Source organism: Beduinella massiliensis (assembly GCF_900199405.1).
In the GTDB taxonomy this organism is placed as follows: Bacteria; Bacillota; Clostridia; order Christensenellales; family Aristaeellaceae; genus Beduinella; species Beduinella massiliensis.
The window spans coordinates 3,858,345-3,882,487 of record NZ_LT963430.1; the positions used below are offsets into that span (position 1 = coordinate 3,858,345).

20 protein-coding genes are annotated in these 24,143 nt (G+C 61.1%); 11 read left to right on the forward strand and 9 right to left on the reverse strand.

Going from position 1 to position 24,143, the window contains the following annotated elements:
• Window positions 1-7 precede the first annotated feature (7 nt).
• Complete coding sequence (locus C1725_RS18355) at window positions 8-955, reverse strand: ABC transporter permease (RefSeq protein WP_346026844.1); 948 nt, start codon at window positions 953-955, stop codon at window positions 8-10.
• Window positions 956-1,316: 361 nt separating this feature from the next.
• On the opposite strand from C1725_RS18355, the gene C1725_RS18360 reads away from it, so the two are divergent.
• Window positions 1,317-3,629, forward strand: coding sequence for a helix-turn-helix domain-containing protein (locus C1725_RS18360; RefSeq protein ID WP_346026845.1), 2,313 nt, complete (start codon window positions 1,317-1,319; stop codon window positions 3,627-3,629).
• Window positions 3,630-3,907: 278 nt separating this feature from the next.
• Here C1725_RS18360 and abc-f read toward each other — a convergent pair whose 3' ends face one another.
• The 8 genes from abc-f to C1725_RS18400 form a co-directional block, all read right to left on the reverse strand.
• Window positions 3,908-5,368 (reverse strand): ribosomal protection-like ABC-F family protein, encoded by a 1,461-nt coding sequence (gene abc-f / locus C1725_RS18365; RefSeq protein ID WP_102413124.1) that lies wholly within the window; start codon window positions 5,366-5,368, stop codon window positions 3,908-3,910.
• Between the two features lie 335 nt (window positions 5,369-5,703).
• Window positions 5,704-7,146, reverse strand: a complete 1,443-nt coding sequence (proS, locus tag C1725_RS18370) for a proline--tRNA ligase (RefSeq protein ID WP_102413125.1) — start codon at window positions 7,144-7,146, stop codon at window positions 5,704-5,706.
• Between the two features lie 403 nt (window positions 7,147-7,549).
• Window positions 7,550-8,173: a pentapeptide repeat-containing protein gene (locus C1725_RS18375; protein ID WP_102413126.1), complete on the reverse strand. Its 624-nt coding sequence runs from the start codon at window positions 8,171-8,173 to the stop codon at window positions 7,550-7,552.
• 41 nt (window positions 8,174-8,214) lie between these two features.
• The gene (locus C1725_RS18380; protein WP_102413127.1) at window positions 8,215-8,481 is read right to left on the reverse strand and encodes an HPr family phosphocarrier protein; all 267 of its coding nucleotides are present in this window, start codon (window positions 8,479-8,481) and stop codon (window positions 8,215-8,217) included.
• Entirely contained in the window at window positions 8,478-9,446 is a 969-nt protein-coding gene (gene whiA / locus C1725_RS18385) for a DNA-binding protein WhiA (protein ID WP_102413128.1), read from the reverse strand. The genes C1725_RS18380 and whiA overlap by 4 nt, the downstream gene beginning before the upstream one ends.
• 38 nt (window positions 9,447-9,484) lie before the next feature.
• The gene (rapZ, locus tag C1725_RS18390) at window positions 9,485-10,375 is read right to left on the reverse strand and encodes an RNase adapter RapZ (protein WP_102413129.1); all 891 of its coding nucleotides are present in this window, start codon (window positions 10,373-10,375) and stop codon (window positions 9,485-9,487) included.
• A 7-nt stretch (window positions 10,376-10,382) separates the two neighbouring features.
• The gene (gene murB / locus C1725_RS18395; RefSeq protein ID WP_102413130.1) at window positions 10,383-11,291 is read right to left on the reverse strand and encodes a UDP-N-acetylmuramate dehydrogenase; all 909 of its coding nucleotides are present in this window, start codon (window positions 11,289-11,291) and stop codon (window positions 10,383-10,385) included.
• 85 nt (window positions 11,292-11,376) lie between these two features.
• Window positions 11,377-12,492, reverse strand: coding sequence for a hypothetical protein (locus tag C1725_RS18400; RefSeq protein WP_102413131.1), 1,116 nt, complete (start codon window positions 12,490-12,492; stop codon window positions 11,377-11,379).
• A 267-nt stretch (window positions 12,493-12,759) separates the two neighbouring features.
• On the opposite strand from C1725_RS18400, the gene C1725_RS18405 reads away from it, so the two are divergent.
• From C1725_RS18405 to C1725_RS18450, 10 genes are all read left to right on the forward strand, one after another.
• A complete protein-coding gene (locus C1725_RS18405; RefSeq protein ID WP_102413132.1) occupies window positions 12,760-13,851 on the forward strand; it encodes a polyamine ABC transporter ATP-binding protein in 1,092 nt (363 codons plus the stop codon).
• On the forward strand, window positions 13,838-14,695 hold the full coding sequence (locus tag C1725_RS18410) for an ABC transporter permease subunit (RefSeq protein ID WP_102413133.1): 858 nt from the start codon (window positions 13,838-13,840) through the stop codon (window positions 14,693-14,695). Before C1725_RS18405 ends, C1725_RS18410 begins: the two co-directional genes overlap by 14 nt.
• Complete coding sequence (locus C1725_RS18415) at window positions 14,696-15,514, forward strand: ABC transporter permease (RefSeq protein ID WP_346026846.1); 819 nt, start codon at window positions 14,696-14,698, stop codon at window positions 15,512-15,514.
• 26 nt (window positions 15,515-15,540) lie between these two features.
• Window positions 15,541-16,584 (forward strand): extracellular solute-binding protein, encoded by a 1,044-nt coding sequence (locus C1725_RS18420; RefSeq protein WP_102413134.1) that lies wholly within the window; start codon window positions 15,541-15,543, stop codon window positions 16,582-16,584.
• A 152-nt stretch (window positions 16,585-16,736) separates the two neighbouring features.
• Entirely contained in the window at window positions 16,737-18,086 is a 1,350-nt protein-coding gene (locus C1725_RS18425; RefSeq protein ID WP_346026847.1) for an amidohydrolase family protein, read from the forward strand.
• 210 nt (window positions 18,087-18,296) lie between these two features.
• Complete coding sequence (locus C1725_RS18430; RefSeq protein ID WP_102413135.1) at window positions 18,297-19,511, forward strand: alkaline phosphatase family protein; 1,215 nt, start codon at window positions 18,297-18,299, stop codon at window positions 19,509-19,511.
• Between the two features lie 28 nt (window positions 19,512-19,539).
• Window positions 19,540-20,730, forward strand: coding sequence for an ROK family protein (locus tag C1725_RS18435; RefSeq protein WP_102413136.1), 1,191 nt, complete (start codon window positions 19,540-19,542; stop codon window positions 20,728-20,730).
• A 68-nt stretch (window positions 20,731-20,798) separates the two neighbouring features.
• The gene (locus tag C1725_RS18440; RefSeq protein WP_102413137.1) at window positions 20,799-22,037 is read left to right on the forward strand and encodes an extracellular solute-binding protein; all 1,239 of its coding nucleotides are present in this window, start codon (window positions 20,799-20,801) and stop codon (window positions 22,035-22,037) included.
• 339 nt (window positions 22,038-22,376) lie between these two features.
• Window positions 22,377-23,273, forward strand: a complete 897-nt coding sequence (locus tag C1725_RS18445; RefSeq protein ID WP_102413138.1) for an ABC transporter permease subunit — start codon at window positions 22,377-22,379, stop codon at window positions 23,271-23,273.
• A gap of 18 nt (window positions 23,274-23,291) precedes the next feature.
• Complete coding sequence (locus tag C1725_RS18450; protein WP_102413139.1) at window positions 23,292-24,134, forward strand: ABC transporter permease subunit; 843 nt, start codon at window positions 23,292-23,294, stop codon at window positions 24,132-24,134.
• Window positions 24,135-24,143: the final 9 nt, after the last annotated feature.

A 24,143-nucleotide genomic window follows, 5' to 3' on the forward strand; every position in this document is an offset into this window, starting at 1 on the left:
TTCCTCCTTAAAACAGCGTTTCCTGTTCGGCCTTGCCGGACAGCCAGTTGCAAGAGACGACCATCACGCAGGCGATCACCGACTTAAACAGGCCTACCGCCGCGGAAAAGCCGTACTTCGTCTGCACGATGCCCACGCGGTAGACGTAGGTATCGATGATGTCCGCCACGTCGTAAACGGAGGGATTGTACATCGTGAATACCTGTTCAAAGCCCGCGTTGAGGATGCCGCCCACGCGCAGCAGCAGCATGATGATGATCGTGGGGACGATGCTGGGCAGCGTGATGTAGACGAGCTTTTGCAGCTTCGAGGCGCCGTCGATCGTCGCCGCCTCGTACATGTCCAGCGGGATGCCCGCCAGTGCGGCCAGGTAGATGATCGCCGACCAGCCCATCTCCTTCCAGATGTCGGATACGACGAGCACGCCGCGGAAGTAGCGGCTGTCGCCCATGAAAAAGATGGAGTTCAGGCCCATCTGCTCGCGCACCATGTTGATCGCGCCGTCATTTGGCGAAAGCAGCGTCGAGGCGAGCGAGGCGATGACGACCCAGGAGATGAAGTGCGGCAGATAGGCCACCGTCTGCACGGTCTTTTTAAAGGCGGCGCTGTTCACCTCGTTGATGAGCAGCGCGAGCAGGATGGGAATGGGAAAGCCGATCAGGATCTTATAGAAGCTGATGATAAGCGTGTTGCCCATGATCTGATAAAAGTTGTCGGACTGGAACAGGCGGACAAAGTTGTCCAGCCCGCACCAGGGGCTGCCCCAGATCCCCTTAAAGATCTTGTAATCCTTGAACGCGATCACGTTGCCCGCGATGGGCAGGTACTTGAACAGGATCACGTAAGCAAGGCCCGGTATGAGCATCAGATAGAGGTACTTGTACCGGAGGAGCGTAGCCCATAGGGAGGGCTTTTTGTGCAGGTCCCTGTCCGTTCTCTTCATCGCACGTACCATTCTTTTGTCGCCTCCCGCTGATTTTACGCCCTGACTCTGGCGCTTCGGTGCACTCAGCATAATCGAAAAAGCGCCTGTTCTTCAATGTTCACATCGGCATTTTGCAGCATTTTTTATAATTGAAGCGCGAACGTTTGGGCATGTTTTGCTATTTGTATACTCTTTTTTCGGAATTGTATATCGAACTTTGCGCCTTCAGAAATTACACTATACGATGAAAGCACTTTGAAAATGGTTCATTCCTGTAAGGAGACCCCCTGAATCCGTTGACATGGGGCCGCATACCTGCTTCACTGTAAGGCACACGTTTTATAAGGATAACACGCATTTTATGCGGAAGAAAACTGAGGAGGCGCCCGCCGTGAAGAAATGGAACGCCCTTATGTCGCGCAGCAACAGCTATTACTTCAGGATGCTGATCGGCTTTGCGTCGATCTGCGCCTGCGTCATCGTCCTCGCCTGCCTTTCGCTGGGCGCTTTCTTCTTCGACATGCTGCATCAAGTGACGATCAACTACAACACGGAGCTTCTCGGCAATTCCAGGGCGCTGATCGACCAGATGCTCGAGCACGTCAACGGCAACGTGCTCCAGCTCAGCATCAATCAGACAGCCTTAAAGTACATGAACGGCCAGATCCCTGTAGATTACGACGAGCTGACGCGCCTGCAATCCCTGCTCGCGGACATGTGCATGGCCAACGACTATACCGATTCTATCTACATCGTCTGCCCGGAGCGGGATCGTGTCGTCAGCTCCTACGGTTTTTACGCGTACCAGACGTTTCACGACCGAACCTGGCAGGAAAGCGCCGACGCGAGCGAGCGCAGCGTGATCTGGCTCGGCAAGCACACGATCCTCAAGGACAAGCTCACGCGCGTCACAGCGGACGTCATTACCCTGGTTTGCCGGGTCCCTTTTTATGGAAAGGAAAGCCGCGGGTACGTCGTGTACAACATCCGGGAAAGCTACATCGCCGACCTGCTCGGCCGCACGCGTCCCGGGTTGTTCGGGATCATGCTCCTCATGGATCCGTGCGGGAGCGTCGTAAGCGCCAGCGCGGACCCCGCCACATCCATCGATTATCAAAAGGCGTTGGATGTCCTCAAGACGCAGGACCTCGCAAGGCTCAGCGAGACGGCCTCCCTGGGCCGCTGGACCAGCATGACGACGCTTCAGCGCTCGCAGATCAACGACTGGCTCTTCGTCACGTACACGCCGTTTCAGGACCTCATGCGCGGAACGCTTTCCATCGTCGTCATGGTCGTGGCGATTTCGATCGTGCTGATCGCGCTCTCCTCCCTGATCATCCGGCGCTTCAGCGGCAGACTGTATCAGCCGGTGGAGGAGCTGCTGCACTGCGCCGCCACGCCGGACGACGAGCCGGAAACCGCGGCGCTCGACCGCTATACGGAGTTTTCCCAGATCAGGAGCAGCATGCGCGGCATCATCGAGGACAAGAATCAGCTAAGCGAGATGCTCGACAGCTTTAAGCCCACGCTGACCGCCCGTTTTTTCATCAGTCTTTTGCACGGCAACGTGCAAAAAAGCGCCGCTACGGCGCAATACATCGATTTTCTCGGGATCGATACGCTGCATGCCAGCCAGTTTGCCGTCTACGTCATCGTGCTCAGCCCGGAGGTCATGGACTCGACAAGCCTGGAGCAGCAAGCGCTCTATCGGATATCGATTCGGGATTTTGCGCGGACACAGGCCCAGCAGGCAGGCTACTTCTGCTATGCGGTGCAAATGGCCTCCGGCCAGATCGTGGTCACGGTCGGCATGCAGAATACAGAAAACGTCCCCCTTGCGGTCTTCACCCTGTGCAGCGAAGTATCCGCTTACGTCGACGCCAAGCTGTCGCTTTCGACCGCCATCGGCATCGGTGAACCGGTAGACGGCCTGCTGGAGATTGGCCGTTCGCACGACCAGGCGTTTGAGGCGCTGAATTACGCCTACGCCTACGAAAAGAATCCGATCATCTTTTACGCATCCACCCAACAGACCTCGCTGCAATACATCAACCCGCTCACCTACGAACGCCCGCTACTCAGCGCGGTCAAGTCGGGCAACAAGGAAGAAATCCGCCTCATCCTCGCACAGCTGCGCAGCCTCGTATGTACGGGCATGTACCCGCTCTCCTATACGAAGCACATCTTCTACGGCATCATGAACATCGCGCTTTTAGCCTCTCAGGAGCTGCCCGCCAGGGAGGACGGCGGACTGGACGTGCCCGCGCTCATGCAGCGCATCTTACAGTCCGAATCGTTCGACGAAATCTACGCGCTCGTGCTGGACGCCTACATACAGGTCGCCAATCGGTTTCAGCAGAGCAGCTTCGACAAGACGCGGCGAACCGCCGACGACATCCTCCGCTTCATCCATCAGAATTATTACAAGGACATCAGCCTGACCGACCTGTCCAACACCTTTCTTTATACGACCACGCATCTCAACAACGTACTCAAAGCCACCACACAGAAGACGTTTTACGACCTGCTCACGGAGGTGCGGATCGACAAGGCCAAGGAGCTGCTCGCCTCGACCCCCTATCAGGTCAGCGAGGTCGGGGAAAAGGTCGGGTATTTCAACGTGCAGAGCTTCATCCGCATGTTCAAGCGGGTAGTCGGGGTGACGCCCGGCAAATACAGGGAAAACCTGTCCAAATCTCCATAATCCCATAAAGCACGCGGGCGGCGCCCGGTATCCTTTCAAATGAGCGCATTTTACGGCACATACATCGGCATTAAAAAGCAGAACCGTCCTGCGTGAATCACAGAACGGTTCTCATCATTATGAATGTAGCGATGTAAAGGACCGCGCTCAGCCTCTAATGGCTCCTCCTCTTTTCACATAGTTCACCAACCACACGTCGCCGCGCGACGGAGGACGGTCTAAAGGCTGTCCGCAGGCACAGACGCAGGTAAAATTGCATCGGCTCTCCTCTGCCCGGCTCACAGCTCGATCCGCTGCGTGGCGACCGCATCCACAAACGCGCGGTCGTGCTCGACGAAGAGCATAGTGGGGCGCTTTTTTTGAATGAGCGCCTCCAGCTGCATGCGCGAATACAGGTCGATGTAGTTGAGGGGCTCGTCCCAGAGGAAGAGGTGCGCCTCTTCGCACAGGCTGCGGGCGAGCAGCACCTTCTTCTTCTGGCCAGCGCTGAAGTCGCGCATGTCCTTTTCAAACTGCGCGCGCGAAAAATCCAGCGTGCGCAGCGTCGTCAAGAGCAGCGTGGCGTCCACGCCGCAGGTGCGCGCGTAATCGTACAGCGAGCCCTCCAGGAAATGCATATCCTGCGGTACGTAGGAAATGGCGAGGCCGTTAGCGACGCGGAGCGTCCCGCCGTGGGGAATTTCCTCCCCCGCGATGAGCTTGAGGATGCTCGACTTTCCGCATCCATTGGGCCCAGAAAGCGCGATGCGCTCGCCGCCCTGCACCGTGAAGCGCACGCCCCGCGTCACCTCGCGCCCGTCAAAGCGGATGGACAAGTCCAATGCCTCCGCCAGCTTGCTTTGGCGGAATTCGAGCGGGTGCATCGTCAGCGGCTCCACTGTCTCCACGTCCCGCAGCAGTCCCCGCTTCTCCTCCACCGCCCGCAGCCTGCGCGTCTCGGCGTTCTTGGCGCGCTTCATCATCTTGGCGGACTTATGGCCGACGTAGCCGCTGTCCGCTGCCCCTTTCTTCGTCTTTTCTACCGCGTCCGACCAGCCTGCGGTCGCCCGCGCCGCCGTTGCCAGCCGCCCGATGTCTCGTTTCAGGCGCTCGTTTTCGCCCTGCTCGTACTGCTCGCGCAGCGCTTTATTGTGCATGAAGGTGGAAAAGTCGCAGGATACCACCTCAATGCCCGTCTTGTTGAGCGAAAGCACGTGATCTACGCACGCGTCCAGAAAGGCGCGGTCGTGCGACACGAGGATAAAGCCGCTCTTGCGGCGAAGGTAGGCAGCCACCTGCTCTCGGGCGCGCATGTCCAGGTGATTCGTCGGCTCGTCGATCAGCAAAAAGCGGTGGTCGCGCAAAAACAGCAGCGCCAGCAGCACCTTGGTGCGCTCGCCGCCGGACAGGGTGTCAAAGGGACGCCAGAGCGCCCCCTCGTCCACGAAGAGCAGGCCGAGCTCGCGCTCAAAGCGCCACTGCTCCATGCCAGGGTTGAGCTGCTGCGCGGCTTCCAGCGTCGTGAGGCTTCCGTCCGGCACCTCCAGGGGGAAGTACTCAAACTGCACGGGCGCGGTTATCGTGCCTTCGTAGGGATAAGCCCCCATCAGCAGCTTTAAAAACGTCGTCTTGCCGCGCCCGTTGCGGCCCGTAAAGCCCAAACGCCAGCTCGTGTCGATCTGAAAGGATACGTCCTCGAACACGTCCTCAAAGCTGCCGTCATAGCCGAATGTGAGATGGGATACGTCGATCAGTGCCATATGGCATCACCCTTTCCAATACAAACAGGCCGCAGAAAGCAGCGCTTTCCACGGCCTGTTTTTTGCGCGCAAACAGTGCGCCATCCCCAAAAGGGTGCAAAAAAAGCCGGGAACATGCGGTCTGCTTCCTGCCGGCGGGCAGCACAAGCGACGGCATACGCCGTGCTCCGCTGCCCAACACACATCAGCAAGAAGTCTTCCGCATCTTCCCAGCTCCCATCTCGTCTTAATACCGAAAGTATAGCGCACGCCCATGTACTTGTCAAGAGGGGCGCAGGCGCCGCCATCCAGTCGATGCCTCCCCACGTGTGCGAAGCTTGCGCAGCCCGTCTGGATCAGTAGGCCTTTGCAAAGTACATGACCTTTTCGGCCTTCTTGCCGCAGCAGACGCAGGTGCCGCCCACGGGCGTCTGGTCAAAAGGCATGTTGCGGCTCGTCGCGCCGGTGAGCTCCTTGATCTTGTCCTCGCAGGCCTGCTCGCCGCACCACATGGCCTTTGCGTAGCCGCCGTTCACCTGCGCGGTCAGTTCGTCCATGTCCTGCACGACCTTCGTGTGCTCGTCGCGGAAGGCGCGGGCAATCTCGAACATGTTCTGATGCACGTCCTCCAGCAGCGCGCCCACCTCGCCCGCAAGGCCGCTCAGCGCGAGGGGCTTCTTCTCGAACGTATCACGCCGGACGGAGAGCACCTGGCCCGCCTCGATGTCGCGGGGGCCGACCTCCAGACGCACGGGCACGCCCTTGAGCTCCCATTCGTTGAACTTCCAGCCCGCGGAGACGTTGTCGCGGTCGTCCAGCTTCACACGGATTCCCGCGGCCGCGAGCTCATCCCGAATCTCCTGGCACTTCTCCATCACGCCGCCCTTGTGCGCGGCGATGGGCAGGATGACGACCTGAACAGGAGCGACCCTGGGGGGCAGCTTGAGCCCGCGTTCGTCGCCGTGCGTCATGATGATCGCGCCGATTAAGCGAGTGGACACGCCCCAGCTCGTCTCGTGGCAGTATTCCAGCTTGCCGTCCTTGGACAGGTACGTGATGTCAAAGGGCTCCGCAAAGTTGGTGCCGAAATTGTGGCTGGTGCCGCTCTGCAAGGCCTTGCCGTCCTGCATCATGGCTTCCACGCTGTAGGTCGCGCGCGCGCCCGCGAACTTTTCCTTTTCGCTCTTCTGGCCGGAATAGACGGGCACGGCCAGCACGTTTTCGCAGAATTCGTGATAGACGCGCAGCATCTGCATCGTCTCCTCCTGCGCCTCCTCGGCCGTGGCGTGCACGGTATGGCCCTCCTGCCACAGGAATTCCGCGGTGCGCAGGAAAGGGCGCGTTGTCTTCTCCCAGCGCATGACCGAGCACCACTGGTTGTACTTGAGCGGCAGGTCGCGCCAGGACTGCACCCACTTGGAGTACATCGTGCAGAAGATCGTCTCGCTCGTGGGGCGCACAGCCATGCGCTCCTGCAGGGGCTCGGTGCCGCCCTGTGTGACCCATGCCACCTCGGGCGCGAATCCCTCCACGTGGTCTGCCTCCTTGAGCAGCAGGCTCTCGGGGATCAGCATGGGCATGGAGACGTTTTCGTGCCCCGTGGCCTTAAACCGCGCGTCCAGCTCCTTCTGAATGAGCTCCCAGATGCCGTAGCCGTAGGGCTTGATCGCCATACAGCCGCGCACGGGCGTGTAATCCATGAGGTCGGCCTGCAGCACGACGTCGGTGTACCACTGCGAAAAGTTCTCGCTTCGGGGGGTGATGTGCTTGACAAACTCCTGATCGTTCTTCTTGGCCATTTCGATTGTCCTCCTAAAAAGTCCATTAGGATAGAAAAAACCTTCGCCCCATGCAGGGACGAAGGAAGGTCTTCTTCGCGGTACCACCCGGCTTGGCGCATGCGCGCCCGCTCAATCCCCCTAACGCGGGGAAAACGCCGACGTTCTTGGCGCCGGGGCATGATGGAGACCGGAGACAAAACCGCCTGCACGCGCTGCCTTTCAGCCGATGGGCCGCGCTCTCTTTTTGCCGCCTGACTTCGTCTTTCTCCGTCGTCGCCGGTATGTGGGCTTATTATACCCGCATGCAGGAAAAATTGCAAGGGGGTTCCCCGCTTTTCACGTGCAAATTGGATCGCACAGGCAAAAACCCTGCGCCGGACAAAGAAAAAAGCAGGAACCCGATTGCCCTCTAAGCCCCTGCCTAAACCGGCTCGTCTTCCGACCGGATCGTAACCCCCAGCAGCCGCGCCAGGTCGCACGCCTGCAACGGCGAAACCGTCGCCCCCATCAGCTCGTCCCGGCCGCCCAGCACGATGCCGGAGATCTCGTTCGTCCGAAGATCCATGCCCTTCAACTTTGTACCGACAAATTCCGCTCCCGTAAGTTCGCAGCGCACGAACCGCACATTTTTCATCTCCGACTCCGCCATGCAGGCCTGCGACAGCTTGCAATCCTCGAAGTCTGCGAATTTAAACCTTCCCATCGCGAGGTTCGCGTACTGCATCTGGCAGCGGCTTAGCGCCGCGTGCATCAGCAGGCTCTCCTGTAGCCGCACGCCCAGACAGCGGCAGTCCTCAAAGAGCACGCGCTGAAACGCGCCGCCTGAAAAGTCCGCGCCCGACAGCTCGCAGCGGAGGAACGCCGCGTCCATGAAGCCAAAGCGCACCCCTTCGCAGGCAAGAAACGTGCAGCGCTCAAAGATGCAGGCGCGAAATTCCGCCCGCGTCCCCGTCAGGCCCTCAAACATCACGCCCACGAAGCGGACGTCCTGAACGTCCTCCCCCTCTGCGAGCAGGGCGAGCGTCTGCGCGTCCAGCTCCTCCAAAACCCGCGGCTGCCTTGGCAACCGCGGACGCAGCAGCCCCTTCACTGGGCCTTAAAACCGGAGGCGATCAGCGCTGACATCGCTTCCATCGCGCTCTGTTCGTCCTCGCCGTCGATACGCAGCAGGATGGCGTCGCCGGGGCCCACGCCCAGCGAAAGCACGCCCATCATGGATTTCGCGTTGATGGTCTTGGGGCCCTGCTCGATGAGAATGCGCGATGTGTAGCGGCATGCCGTCTGTACCAGCAGCGCGGCGGGCTTGGACTGGAGGCCCTCGGCGTTCTGAATGCTCACTTCTTTACGAATCATGTTGGGGTTCCTCCTTCGCTCTTTTGCCTTAATTCCTGCGCAAAGTCGTACAGCCTGCGCAGGCGATGGTTCACGCCCGACTTTCCCACGGGCGGGTCTAACATTTCACCCAGTTCCTGAAGCGATACCTCGCGGTAGTCGAGCCGCAGCTTCGCCACCTCGCACAGCAGCGGCGGCAGGTTTTCAAGGCCGTAATGGTCGCGGATATACTCGATCGCTTCCACCTGCCGGGTCGAGGCGTCCAGCGTCTTTTGCAGGTTGGCGCTGTCGCAGTTGACCATGCGATTGACGTTGTTGCGGATGTCCTTCTGAATGCGGATGTTTTCCAGCTCGCACAGCGCGGCGTGCGCCCCGATGAGGGACAGCAGCGTCACGATCTGCTCCCCTTCTTTTAAGTATATCACATACGAGCCTTTTCGGTGAACGACTTTCACATTCAGATCGTATTTACCGATGAATTTCATGAGCGAGGCGGCAAAGTTCTCGTCCGACACCACGAATTCCAGATGATATTCCCGCTCCGGGTTGGCGATGGACCCGCCCGCGAGGAACGCGCCGCGCACGAACGCCCTGCGGCAGCACTTGCGGCTGACGATGTCCTTGGGAATCGTGCGCCTGATGCCGATGTGCCCCTGCTCGCTGCGCCTGAGGATACCACAGCCCTCCAGCGCGAAGGCCGCCTCGTCGTCATGCAGCGTCAGACGATAGGTGTTGCGCCCGCCCAGGCGCGTATGGCGCAGCGTGGTCAGCTCCGGCTGCACGTCGAACAGGCGCTTGAAGAGCGTGTAGACGCGCCGGGCTGTCGCTGCGTTTTCGCTTTCCACCGTAAGGCGCATGCGCCCCGCGCTCATGAGCCCGATGGTGCCGCTGACGGAGACGATGGCCGCCAACTCCGCGAGCATGCAGCATACGCTCTCCGGCTCAATGCGGGCCAGCTCGTCCTTTGTATCTGAAGAAAATGACATAGTGCCTCCAAAGTGCTTTCGCGCCCCGGCACAGACGGTTACTTCGTCTGCCAGAGCAGCTTTTCCAGCTCGATATCCCGGTGGTTCACGTCCACCGCGAGCCCTTGCCCACGCAGGTACGCGCCCAGCGCCTCCGCGATAGCGACGGAACGGTGCGCGCCGCCCGTGCAGCCGATCGCGATCATCAGCCGATGCTTGCCCTCCTCGCGGTAGTGGGGCAGCAGGTAGTCCAGCAGTCCCTCCACGCGCGTCAGGAATTCCTGCGTCACAGGGCTCTGGAGCACGAAATCGCGCACGGGCGCCTCCAGCCCCGTGTACATGCAGATGTCCGGGATGTAAAACGGGTTGGGCAGAAAACGCACGTCCCATACCAGGTCGCTCTCTCTCGGTATGCCCCGCTTAAATCCGAAGGAGAGGATCTCGATCAGCATTCGCGGTCCATCGGTGCCGACCTCGAAGATCATCTTGTCCGCGCGCGCCGCCGCCTGCCGCGGACGCAGGCCAGAGGTGTCCAGCACGTAGGTCGCGACCTCGCGCAGAGGCTGAAGGAGCTCGCGCTCGCGCAGGATCGCCTCGGTCAGCGACACGTCGGGTCCGGCCAGCGGGTGATCGCGGCGCGTCTCCTTGTAGCGCGTGATGAGCGCGTCGTCCGCTGCCTCCAAAAAGAGCGTCTCCACGGGATAGCCCGCTTCCCTCGCCTCTTCGATGATGCGGCAGACCGCGCGCGCATCGAAAAACGCGCCGCCGCGAATGTCCACCGCCATGGCGACCGCCTTCACCTGCGTAGAGGAAGCCGTGCACAGCTCCAGGAACTTGGGGATCATCATCGGCGGCAGGTTGTCCACGCAAAGAAAGCCGCTGTCCTCCAGATGGCGCAGCATGCCCGTCTTACCCGCGCCCGAAAGCCCCGTCACGATCATATATCTCATTTGTAGCTTACTCCTCGCCTAAAATCCGAACCTCCGGCTCCAGGCGCACGCCGAACCGCGCCTCCACCGTATCCTGAACGTAAGCCATCAGCGCAAGGACGTCCCTCGCCGTGGCCCCGCCCGCATTGACCACAAAGCCCGTATGTTTTTCAGAAACCTGCGCGCCGCCGACACGCACGCCGCGAAGGCCCGCCTCGTCGATCATCTGCGAGGCATAGCCGTTTTTCGGCCGTTTAAAGGTAGAGCCCGCGCTGGGCACGGTCAGCGGCTGCTTTTCGCGCCGCCGGCGGTTGAGCTCCGTCATCTGCGAAAGGAGTTCTTCGCGGTCGCCCGGGGAAAGCTGCACCGTCACCTCCGTCACGATCAGCCCACGCTCCATGAGCGCGCTCGTGCGATAGCCGTACTTGAGCTGCTCTCCGCACAGGCGTACGGCGTTTCCCTCCCCGTCCAGCGCGCTCACGCAGGAGACGATCTGCGCCATCTCGCCGCCATACGCGCCCGCGTTCATCACCGCCGCGCCGCCCAGCGTGCCCGGGATGCCGCAGCAGAACACCGCGCCCGACAGCCCCGCCCTCGCCGCCGCCTGCGACAGCGCGGACAAGGTAGCCCCCGCCTCGAGGGTCATCCGCGTGCCCTCCACCCGAATCGCCGCCATGCTGTCCGCGATGCGCAGCACCACGCCGCGGATGCCGCCGTCCCGCACCAGCAGGTTGGATCCGTTGCCGATGACGGTCAGGCGCTCGCTCCGCTCCCGGCAGGCCGAAAGCACCGCACGAATCTCCGCCGAAGAGGCCGCGTCCACCAGCAGGTCAGCCGGTCCACCCACGCAAAACGTCGTATAATCGCGCATGGGCGCGTCGGGAATCAGCCGCTGCTTTGGTATAAGGGGCGCAAGCGCCTCGTAAATGCCGTTCATCCGCCGTCTCCTCAAAACTTGATGTCATTATTGTATCCTGTCGGCGCGACGGTTACAAGCCCGCGCTACACATTTTCCACGTTTTTCAGTAAAACCCGACCGCATCGATCTGCGCGCCGCCGCTGCGAAGACCGAGCTGAGCGGCCTGCGAAAGCGCCGGGCCCTGCGCCTCCCAGGAAAAGGCGTTGGCGCATAGCAGCTCCTCCGACAGCAGGGGCTCAAAGACCTGAAGCAGCAGCGGCGTATCCCGCTGTGAAAAGGGATTCACACCCTCCCGCACCGGGAACAGACCGTACCCGCCCAGCAGCTTCTGGTTTTCTTCCAATAATAAATCCGACAGGAACGACACCGCCAGATCGCCCTGCGGCGCTCCCTTCAGCACGCTGCCCAGCAGCAGCATGTCCGTATAGGGCCGCTCCGGCGCTGCGACGGAAAACTCAAAGCCCTTGCCCGCCTCGCGCAGGGCGGCGAACCTGCGCACCTCGCGCTGCGTGCACACGAGCATCGCGGCGCGTCCCTGCGTGAAGTCCTGATACGCCTTCTGCGCGGTCGCGGCCAGCGCATCCTGCGGCAGCGCGCCCTCCGGAAGCTTGGAAAGCAGTCCCTGACTGGCCTCGCCCATGCAAAGCGCCGCCGCCGAAAAACAGCGCGTGCCGTCCGCCGGAATCTGAAGCGCGCTGACCGCGTGCTGCTTTTTCCCCTCCGCCTTGCGCATGGCGCCCGCGATCGACTCCTGCGTCCATGAGCCGTCGGCATAGGCCGTGTTGGCCAGCACACAGTAGCCGCCCATGCATACGGGCACGCCGTAGAGCACGTCCCGGCTGCGTCCGGCCGTCTCGATCTGCGGGCGAACCCCGGTCTCGCCCGCCACGGGCGTGAGCAGCTCCTCGGGGTTTGAAAGCGCGCCGGGCTCGTACAGCAGAAGATCCGGCAGGACCGCCTCCGCCGCCGTCAGTTCCTCCGGCTGCGCCCGGCGCACCCGCACGCTCACCCCTGCGTTTTCCTTTTCAAACAGGGCCGCCTGCTTGAGCACCCAGGCGTCCGAGCCCGTCCAGCCTTCGATCAGCCAGACCCTGAGCACGCGCCGGGGCGTTTGTTCGTACAGCGGCGGCGCGGAGGGCACGGCCAGCAGCCGCTGCGCTCCCAGCGCCAGGAGCGCCGTAACGGCCAGCGAAAGCGCGCAGACAATCCCTTTTCGCATAAAATCCCTCCGTTTTCCGGCCGCCGGGCGGCCTGCCTCTCGCCCATCCTATGCAGAGTCCTGTCCTTTCAGGCCGGTTTTTTGAACAGAGCCCGCGGTTTTGCAAAAAGTTTATTATTTCTAAACACCGCAAACAATCCCGCAAAACTTTGTATTGACAGCAAACCCTGAGATGGATTATACTAAACGCGTTTATCAAAGCATACGGTTTTACTCGAAATTGCAAAAGGCGGGCAGGACGGATGTTCTCCCCGCGAAGGAGCCGACATGGAGGAAGTCATCCTGTCCCTGAAGGGAATCGAAAAATCGTTCGGAGAGGGCGACGTGCTCGCCGGCATCGATCTTGACGTCTATAAAGGCGAGTTCGTCACGCTGCTGGGCTCTTCCGGCTGCGGAAAGACGACGACGCTGCGCATCATCGCGGGCCTTGAAACGCCGGATTCGGGCGCCATCATCTTAAACGGCCAGGACGTCACGGCGCTTGCCCCGGAACAGCGGAATGTCAATACCGTCTTTCAGAACTACGCGCTCTTTCCGCACATGAACGTGGAGAAGAACGTCGCCTATGGCCTCAGAGTCCGAGGCGTCTCCAAGGCCGAAACGCAGGATCGCGTCCGGCAGATGCTGCGCCTGGTGCAGATGGAGGGTTTCGCCAAGCGCATGCCCGCACAGCTCTCCGGCGGCCAGCGTCAGCGCATCGCCATCGCGCGCGCTCTCTGCTGCAACCCGGCGCTGCTGCTATTGGACGAACCGTTGGGCGCGCTGGACCTGCAGCTGCGCCGCCAGATGCAGGTGGAGCTCAAGCGCCTGCAGGAGCGTCTGGGCATCACGTTCATTTACATCACCCACGACCAGGAAGAAGCGCTGGGGATGTCGGACCGCATCGCGGTCATGCAAGGCGGTCGCTTTGAACAGCTGGGCACGCCGGAGGACATCTTCGAGCGCCCGGCAACCCGCTACGTGGCGCAGTTCATCGGCCAAAGCACGATCCTGGAGGCGGACGTCGAATCCGTCGAGGGCGGCATGGCGCAGCTAACCTGTCCCGACGGCCGGGTGCGCGTCTCGCTCACGCGCGGACAGCTCCGTCCGGGCGAAGCGGCGACGCTGTGCATCCGCAACGAGCGCATGCACCTGAGCGTCAAGCCGGTCGAGGGTTTTTCCCTTGTGGGCACCGTCAACCTCAACCGCTATACGGGCGGCGCGCTGGTGACGCACGTGACGCTTCCCTCGGGGCTCGACGTCGCGGCGACGGGCTCCGGGCGCATGGAAGAAGCGCCTGCCGTCGGTTCGCGCGCCTACCTGTACTGGGATGCGGCGCAGGCGAGCGTGGTAGGAGGTGCGTCTCATGGCCGGGGCTAAGACCGCGGGCAGGCACGGAACGCGGCTGTTCCTCGTGCCGCTGACGATGGTCGCCGTGCTCTTCGTGGCGATCCCGCTGTGTTACGTGCTGGTGCTCTCCTTCATGACGCGGGGCGACAATTCCACCGTGCAGTCCGCCTTTACGATGGAAAACTACCGCCGTCTGCTCGATCCGACCTACGTGCGGGTGTTCGCCAATTCGCTGCTGCTCTCCCTGTGGACCACGCTCATCTCCCTCCTCATCGGCTATCCCTTCGGCTACTGCATGGCGCGCGCGAGCGCCAAGTGGCGCACGCTGCTGATGCTGCTGGTGATCGTCCCCTTCTGGACGAACGCGCTGGTCCGCCTTTTTGGCTGGAAGATTCTGCTTCAGGCGAACGGCCCCATCAATGCCTTCCTCAAGGCGCTGGGACTGATCGACAAGCCGCTCAAAATGCTGGGCAGCTACGGTTCGGTGCTGCTGGCGATGGTCTACTGCCTCATTCCCTTCATGATCCTGCCCTGCCACAGCGCGGTGGACAAGATGGACTGGGCGTGCGTGGAGGCTGCGCGCGATCTGGGCGCGAAGCCCTGGTACGCCTTCCTCACGGTGACATTGCCCCTGACGCTGCCGGGCATCTCGGCGGGCTGTGTGCTGGTGTTCGTCCCCTCCATGGGGCTCTTCTTCGTCTCCGACCTGATGGGCGGCTCGCTCATGCTGGTGGGCAACCTCATCCGCGACCAGCTGCTGAAAAGCCGCGACTGGCCCTTCGGCGCGGCGCTGTCGGTGCTGCTGATGGCGGTGACGACGCTGATCTTCGTCTCCTACCGCAAATCCGGCGGCAAGGACCTGGGGGTGTTTTGATTGAAAAAGAAGCGCAAGATCTTTTCCCCCATCTATCTGACGCTGGTGCTGCTGGTCATGTACCTGCCCATCCTGATGGTCGTCATCTACTCCTTCAACTCCGGGCGCACGATCGGCGCCTGGCAGGGCTTTACGACCGCCTGGTATTCCCGCCTTCTGGGCAACACCCTGATGGGCGACGCACTCAAGAACAGCCTCGTGCTGGCGCTGTGGTCGATGTGTCTGTCCGGTATCATCGGAACGTTGGGCGCCATCGGCATGGCGAAGAACCATTTTCACGGACAGACGGTGCTGGAGACGCTCTCCACCCTGCCGATGATGATTCCGGAAATCATCCTGGGCATGGCGTACCTGGCGATCTTCTCCGGCATCGGCCTGTCGCTGGGCATGCCTACGCTCGTCATCACGCATACGACGTTCTGCGTTCCCTACGTGTACATCAACGTGCGCAGCCGCTTGGTCGGCATGGATCCAGCCATCGAGGAGGCGGCGCGCGATCTGGGCGCAGGCCCCTGGCGCGTCCTTCGGGATATCACGCTGCCCCTTATCGCGCCCTCCGTCGCCTCCGGCATGCTGCTGGCGCTGGCGATGTCGCTGGACGACGTGGTCATCTCCTTCTTCGTGACGGGCGCGACCACGACTACGCTGCCCCTCAAGGTCTACACGGGCCTGCGCAACGGCGGAACGCCCGAAATCAATGCCCTGTGCACGCTGCTGCTGGGCGCGGTGTTCCTGTTTGTCGCCATCGCGCAACTCTGGCAGGCGCGCCAGCGTCTAAAAAGAAAGCACGAACAAAATCAACCCGAGACCCGGGATTGATGATAAAGGACTAAAGGAGGCAACCCATGAAAAAGCTGCTATCTCTGCTGCTCGCCCTGTCGATGCTGACGATCCCCTTCGCGTCCATGGCGGAAGAGGAAAAGGTGCTCAACATCTTTTCCTGGGACGGCTACATCGACTATGAAACCGTCATCAAGCCCTTCGAGCAGGAAACAGGCATTAAGGTCAACTATGCGCCGTTCTCCACCAATGAGGAAATGCTCAAGAAGCTGCAGGAAAACGGCGCCTCGGAATACGACGTGGTGCTGGCCAGCGACTACATCCTCAACACCGCCCGCCAGGAAGGGCTGATGCAGAAGCTGAATAAGGATCTGATCCCCAACTACCAGAATCTGAACCCCGAGTTCACCTCGCAGTACTTCGACCCGGACAACGAGTACGTCGCTCCCTACATGAGCGGCATTCCGCTCATCATCTACAATCCGGATCTGGTGGACATCGAAATCGACGGGTTTGAGGACCTGTGGGATCCCTCCCTCAAGGACTCCCTCGGCCTGATCGACGACGCGCGCGTGACCATCGGCATGGTGCTGCTCTCCATGGGCCAATCCATGAACACGACGGACGACGCGGTGCTCGCCGAGGCGAAGGAAAAGCTCTTCTCTATCCGCGACAACGTTCACATGCTCGAATACGAAAACCTGCACAACTCGCTCGTCTCCGGCGACATCGCCGTGGCCTATACCTTCACGCCCTTTGTGGCGCTGGCGCTGGACGCGAACCCCGACCTCAAGGTGGTCTGGCCGAAGGAAGGCCTGGGCTTTGGCATCGACGGTCTCTTCATTCCGGCGAACGCCCCGCATGCCGGGAACGCCAACACCTTCATCAACTACCTGCTGGACGGCCAGGTCGCCGCGACCTGCGCGGAGTGGCAGTATTACTGCTCGCCCAATGCCGCCGCTCAGGACTTCCTGTCCGATGCCTACAGGGAAAACACCGTGTTCAGCGGCATTTTTGACCGCGTAAAGGACGCCGAATACGTGAAGGATCTGGGCGCGGACGAGAGCAAATTCCAGGACATCTGGACCGAGTTCAAGCTGATGTTCTGACGGTTGCCTGTTTCAGCCTTAAAGGGAGGCCTTCGGGCCTCCCTTCTCTCCGGTTTAAGCCAAGGGGCTTCAGGGATGTTTTGCCGGGCGCAGGCGTGCCCTGCTTCCGGCAAAGCACCCGCACATCATTACGTCATATCGAGGGATGCAACATGTTTGATACGGTGATTACGGGTGGATTCGTCGTCAATCCCCGCACGCTTCAAAATCATCTGCTGAACGTCGGCATCAAGGACGGTCGCATCGCCTGCATATCGCGCGATCCCCTGTGCGGCGAAAAGACCGTAAACGCCGCGGGCTGCATCGTCTGCCCGGGGTTCATCGACGTGCACGGCCATCTGGACGGCGACGCCTACGCAGGCGAGCTTTCGCTGCGCCAGGGCATTACGACCACCGTGGGCGGAAACTGCGGCTTCAGCCCCTGCGACATCGGCGCTTTTTTACAAAAGCAGGAAGAGCGCGGCTTTATCATCCGCCAGGCGGAGATGATCGGGCATTCCTGCACCCTGCGCGAAACCGTCGGCCTGCACGACACGCGCACGCCCGCGGCAGGCGGCCAGATCGACCGCATGTGCGCGCTGCTGGAAAAGGCGTTCGACGAGGGGGCCTGCGGGCTCTCCCTCGGCCTGGGTTACGCGCCCGGAAGCTCGATGGACGAGGTGCTGCCGCTCTGTCAGATCGCGGCCGCGCGCGGGCGCATCGTCTCCATCGACACGCACATGCGCACGCAGACGGACCTCTACTCGCTCGTGGAGGCCGTCTCTATCGCGCGCGCGACGGGCGCGCGGATGCTCATCTCGCACTTCGTGTACCAGTACGGCGTCGGTGTGGAGGACGAGGCGCTCGCGCTCGTGGACTGCGCGCGACGCAGCGGTCTGGACATCCGACTGGACAGCGGCATGTATACCGACTGGGCGACCGGCATCGGCACGGCGCTCTTCGACCGCGACATCATGGAAGCCAACAACATCGAACTATGGCACATCCGCATGGCGACAGGCGAGCACCGCGGGCAGCTGCTGGACGAGGAACTGTATGCGCATGTGCGCAGCGAGCACGCCGGCGACTCCGCCGTCGTCTTCGCCGGCGACGAGGAGGCGATCTACCGAATCCTGCGCCACCCGCAGGCCATGCCCTCCACCGACGCGGGCGCCTATGAGCCCGGCGAGGGACATCCGCAAATCGCCGGAAGCTTCCCCCGCTACTTCCGCAAGATGGTGATCGAGCGCGGGGATCTGACCTGGGAGGAGGCTATCGCCCGCGCGACGCTGCTTCCCGCCGAAACCGTCGGATTGTGCGGCCTGGGCCGCATGGAGACAGGCGTTCCGGCCGATATCGTCGTGATGAATCCGCAGACGCTGCAGGATCGAGCCACGTTTGTGGGGCTGGGCCAGCCGAATGCCTCTCCGGAGGGCGTCGAGCACGTCTTCGTCGGCGGCGTGCACGTGCTCGACCAGGGCCGCATACTTTGCCGTACAGCGGGTCGTACGGTGCGATTCTGATCGCTCCGTCGCATAAGGCTTCTGCGCCTTTTTAGATCTTTTTCCAGTCATGCAAAAAAGTTGACCGGAACAAAGGATCTAAAAAGGCGTTTTTATTTTTTGATTTCCCGTTTTGCACAAAATTTTCCGTTAACTATTGACACAAGAGGTAAAGTGTCGTATTCTAATGGCGCAAACTTTTTTTAATGACTAAATTATTAAGGTGAGCGCATGAATGGCAGACTCCTTTACATCAATCTGGACGGCTTGGGCGCGTACTATCTGCAAACGCCCGACGCCGAAAGGCGCTTTCCCGCGCTTCACCGCCTGATGCGCTCGGGCGTCTTCTTTGAAAACGCCTACACCGGCATCCCCTCCATTACGTATCCCATGCAGTGCGCCATCGTGAGCGGCTGTTACAGCGCGGGCACCGGCAACTGCGACAAGTATTACGATCGGGCGCAAAACGCTATCGTGCCGCTGCGCCGCTACAATCGAGCGCAGACCGTCGGGGAACTGCTGCGCGAGCAGAACATTCCCTTTGTTTCCATCCAGCAGTTTGCGCTCGAAGGCAGGGGCGCACAGCGGGACGACCCCCGCGCCCTGTACGTGCAGCCGGGTGGGGATTACGCCGTGCGCTTTGCGCTGCTGCTGGAGCTGCTTACGCAGGGCACGCTCACGCTGAAGGAAAAAACCTGGCGCTTCGACGAAGCGCCGCGCGCTGTATTCTTCTACGCGGACGACCTGGACAGCGTCGGCCACAACCCCGCGGGGCTCGCCGCCACCGAGGAGGCGCGCGTTGAAAACGTGCGCGCGCGGCTGGAAGCGATCGACCGCATGCTTGCGCGCGTGCTGGATGTCCTGCAGGCGCAGGGAGACTGGACGCTGCTCCTGTGCACCGACCACGGCATGATCTCCTGCCAGGGCGAGAGCCGCATTCCCGAGCTCGTCCAAGCGCTGCGGGCGTTCGGCTTGAGCCGGGTCGCCGTCCATACGGTGGGCCCGCTGCCCGAGGCGGACTTCGACGCGCTGCTCACCTCGCATGACATTCAATGTCAGGTATTTTTCGACCGGGGAGGCGTTCAGCAGGATGCGCTCAAAAACCGCCTGCTCGCGCTTCCGTTCGTCGATCAGGTGCTGACCTCCGCAGAGCTCCGCGCGCGCGGCGTCTGCCCGCAATACGCCGACATGGTCGTCAGCCCCGTCGAAGGCGCGCACTTTTCCACGGAACACGCGTATCTGTCCACGCTGCACGCGACCCACGACAGCCTGCACGAAAAGTGCCAGCACATCTTCGCGGCCATTCAGGGGCCGGGCGTGCGCAGCGGTTTGCGCGTGGCGCAGCGCGTGCAGAATATCGACTTTCTTCCCGCGCTGTGCGAGCGCCTCGGCGTGGGAAGCCTCCGGGATGCGGCATGCGCGCCGCTGCCCGACATCTGGCGCTGAAAGACGAAAGACAGGCAGGTGAACTTTCATGGTGAAGGCAGGCAAGGAAACCATCAAATACATCAACAAGCAAAATATCCTCAGCTCGTTCGGGGATGAACATGTGCGCTGCAAGGCGGACCTGATCGATGCCACCCAGCTGAGCGCCGCGACGGTTTCCAGCCTCATTCACGAGCTCGTCGAAGAGGGCCTGATCGTCGAGACGTGCTTTGGAGAATCCAGCGGCGGGCGCAAGCCCATGCTCTACAGCCTGAACGGAGCCTTTGCCTATGTGCTGTCGCTGCGCGTCACGCCAAAGGGCATTTTGGTCGGCGCCGTCAACCTCTGCGCCGAGATCGTATACCGGCGGCTGTTGCCCATGCCGGTGCACGACGCGCAGACGCTGACCGAGGGGATTCAGGAGGCTATCCGCTGCTTCCAAAATGACGACCCCGCGCTCGCCGGCAAAATCACGGCGGTCGCGTTCAGCGTGCCCGGCATCATCGATTACACGCGGCGCTCGCTCGCCTATTCCGCGGCGCTGTACGTGGAAAACATCGACCTGCAAGCGCTTGCGGACGCCTGCTTTGGCCGGGCCACCGAGGTGTATGTATTCAAGGATACGGACGCCCTCTTGCTGGGCGAGTACTTCGCGGGCATCCGATCCGCGAAGGGCATGGCTTATGTACTGTGCGACAATGGCGTTGGCCTCTCGCTGCTCACGCGCGGCAAGCTCTTCCGCGTGGATAACTGCGGCATGGAGTTGGGCCACACGGTTGTCGATCTGCACGGCGAGCGCTGCAAGTGCTCGGCCTCCGGCTGTGTTGGCACGCTGCTGGGCGAACAGCCCGCGCTTCGCCGCTACGCGCGCCTGTGTGAGCAGCGGCAAGGCGTCAGCATGCCGGACGTCTCCCGCCTGAACTACGACGACCTCGTCGATCAATACCTGGCGGGCGAGGAACCCGCCCTGCAGGTCATAAGCGAGCAGCTCGACGTGCTGAGCGTCACGCTGGTCAACGTGATCAACCTCTTCAACCCTGAAATGCTCGTGCTGGGCGGCCCCCTCGCCAGGCTGCCCAGCATCGAATCCGATTTTGCCGAACGCCTGAAGGCCCGCGCGCTCAAGCCCTTTGCGGGCAGCCTCTCCGTCATCGCCTCCCGTCAGGGAACCGACGCGTCCATCAAGGGCATGGCCCATTACGTGCTGGACAAAAAATTCTTTAAATCGGTCAAGGTTTAAGCGTTTATAAACCGATGGGCCCGTCGGTTTATGCATAGGCAACCCAGTAAATCTTAGGAGGAAGCACCATGAAAAAGCGTATCTCTCTCGCTCTGCTCGCGCTTGCGATGTGCCTGACCCTGCTGACGCCCGCAACTGCGGAGGAACCCGTCACCCTGACGTACTGGCAGCATTCCAGCGCTGCGCGCGACGAAATGATGACCGAGCTGGTCAAACAGTTCGAGGCCGCCAACCCCGACATCAAAATCAACGTAGAATTCATCCCGGAAGGCGATTACACGGAAAAGCTGATCCCCTCTCTGGCTACGGCCTCCGCGCCCGACGTGTTCCAGGTACAGTCCGGCATGGTCGCCAAGCTGGCGGATGCCGGCTCCATCCAGCCGCTCGACGAAAGCGTCATGTCCACTGAATCCATCGCCGAAGACTTCGTCGCCGCGACGGTCGACGGCCTCAAGTTTGACGGTCAATATTACGGCATGCCGACCGATACGCAAACCATCATCTGCCTGTGGAACAAGGATCTGGTTGCCGCCGCCGGTCTTGACGCCGAAGCGGGCCCACAGACCTGGGATGAGTTCTTCGACTGGGCGCGCAAGCTTACCCTTCGCGACGAAAGCGGCTCCATGACCCAGTCCGGCTGGGGCGGCAAGGGCTACTATCCCGAGGTGCTGTCCTACATCGAGCAAAAGGGCGGCAAGTTCTACGACGCCGAAAAGAACGAATTCGTCTTCGCGGACGACGAAGCCGCCGTCAACGCGATCAAGGAGATGGCCGCCCTCTACAAGGAGGACAAGGTTTACAACACCGAATTCACCAAGAACTGGGCGGGCTTCCGTCAGGGCCTTGTCGCCCTGATGCTGGGTCATCCGGCCATGATCGGCAATCTCGTCACCACCGCGCCGGATCTCAACTACGGCGTGGGCCTGATCCCGCAGAGCGGCGACAGCCGTGCTACCTGCGTCACCTCCTGGGCCTATGTGCTCAGCGCCAAGGCGCCCTCCGACGCGGCGACCCGTTTCATTCAGTTCCTTTCCAGCGAAGAGGTCGAAAAGCAGTGGACGCTCAAGACCGGCGAGCTGCCCGCCCGCAAGGCGCTGCTGGAAGACGCCGGGCTCAAGGAAAATCCGAAGGTCGCCGTCGCGATCGACTCCCTGAAGGATTCCTTCGTCGGCACGCTGCAGACCTCCGCGCTGAATACCGCCTGGTCCGACGGCTATGAGCGCATTCTTAAGACGGACGAGGATGTCGATACCATCCTGCACGAAATGCAGGCCGCGCTCAACGAGGAGCTCGCGGACGGCATCTGACGCACGGTTTCCCTACATGCTGTTTCAGCGCCCGGCGGGGCCGGGTGCACCGGTCATCGACTTTGTCGATGGCCTCGCGCAAAATGAAGATTCATTTTGCGCGAAGGTTTCGGGAGATGTTTTCCTCCGCAAATGCTTCGCATCTGACTCCGGAAAACCCCCCGCCCGACCGGCAAAGCCGGTCGATACGATTTCACATGAAGGGGAAGTTTCCCCTTCATGCATCCCTTCTTACCTGACGATACCTGGTCAAACATCCGAGCGCCCGGCGCGGCCGGGTGCTTTCCTTCCTTACTTTTTTCAGTCAATAAATAAACCTTTCTCCAAGGAGGCGTCCTCATGAAGGCATCCAGCGCGCCCCATGCGGTCAGAAGACAGCGGCTGTCCGCGCACCAGCTTTCCCCTTACCTGTTCGTCGCGCCCGCCGTGCTCTACATCTGCGCAGTCACGCTGATTCCTGTCCTGATGGCGCTGCCCATCAGCTTCACGAATTGGTCGGCGCTGAGCCCCAAAAAGACCTTCGTGGGGGTGGACAACTACGTCAAGCTCTTCAACGACAAGTACTTCTGGTCCTCCAGCCTCACGATGGCCAAATTTTTCATTTACGTGCCGCTCGTCATGGCCGTCGGCCTCGGCGCCGCAATGCTGCTGAATACCCGGATACGCGGACTTAAGTTCTTCCGCGTGGTCTTTTATTCGCCCGTGGTGACCTCCACCGTCGCGGCCGCCATTCTGTTCGACTGGTTTTATCAGCCCACCTTCGGCCTGTTCAACGCCATCCTGAACGCGGTCGGCCTGCCCGGCATCGGCTGGATATCCAACGCCTCCACTGCGGTCATGTCCGTCATTCTCTTCAAAATCTGGAAGGGCTTCGGCGCGGCGATGCTCATCTACCTCGCCGGCCTGCAGGACATCAGCGGCGAAATCAAGGAGGCCGCGTCCATCGACGGCGCAAACGGCTGGCAGACGTTCCGCCACATCACGTTCCCCATGCTCAAGCCCGCGCACACCTACCTGCTGCTCACAAACGTCATCGGCGTGTTCATGATCTTCCAGGAAACCTACATGCTGGAAGGTCCGCTCAACAGCACGCAGACGATCGTAAACTATATATACGAAAAGGGCTTTCAGAGCTTCAAGATGGGCTACGCCTGCGCGATGTCCTTCGTGCTGTTCCTGATCGTCATGGTCATCACCGTCATCCAGTACAAGGTCACCAAGATGGACGTCATGTAAGCGAGGAGGGTACAGCTCATGCAAAATACCGCCAGCATCAGGACCCGCACGGCGATGAAGAGGACGGGCCTTTACGCCGCCATGATCGCCATCACGGTCGTCGTCGCCTTTCCCTTTTTATGGATGATCCTCTCCGCCTTCAAGGAGCCTGCGGAGTTTTACCAGCTCAAGCCCACGCTCCTTCCCAAGTCCTGGCGCATCGAAAACTTTACCGAGCTTTTTCAAAAGTGGAATTTCAGCGCCTACTACGCCAACAGCCTGATCGTCACCGCCGTACAGGTGGTTTCTAACGTCGTCATCGTGCTCTTCGCGGGCTATGGCTTCGCCAAGTTCGATTTCAAGGGCAAAAATGCGCTGTTCATGCTGATTCTCTCCTCTACGATGATTCCCTGGGTGGCGACGATCATTCCGCTCTTCATCATGGCCTCCTCTCTGGGCCTGGTCGATACATTTGCAGGGCTCATGATTCCCGGCATGTGCGACGCGTTCAGCATCTTCCTTGCGCGCAATTTCATGACGAGCATCCCCACGCCGCTGCTCGAGGCGGCGCGCATCGACGGCGCGGGCGAGACGAAGACGTTCTTCCGCGTCGTGCTGCCCAACGTCAAGCCGCTCATCGCCGTCATCGCCATTCAGAAAATGATCGGGAGCTGGAACGCTTTCCAGTGGCCGCTGCTCGTCGTCAACAGCGACAGATTGCGCACCCTGCCCATCGCCATCGCCAAGCTTTCCAGCCAGTACTACGATTCGTATAACCTCAAGCTGGCCGCGGCGACCGTCGCCATCATTCCCGTGATGGCGCTCTACATCGCCTTCCAGCGCTACTTTGTAGAGGGCATCTCCCTCTCCGGCATCAAGTGAGGAGGCCCT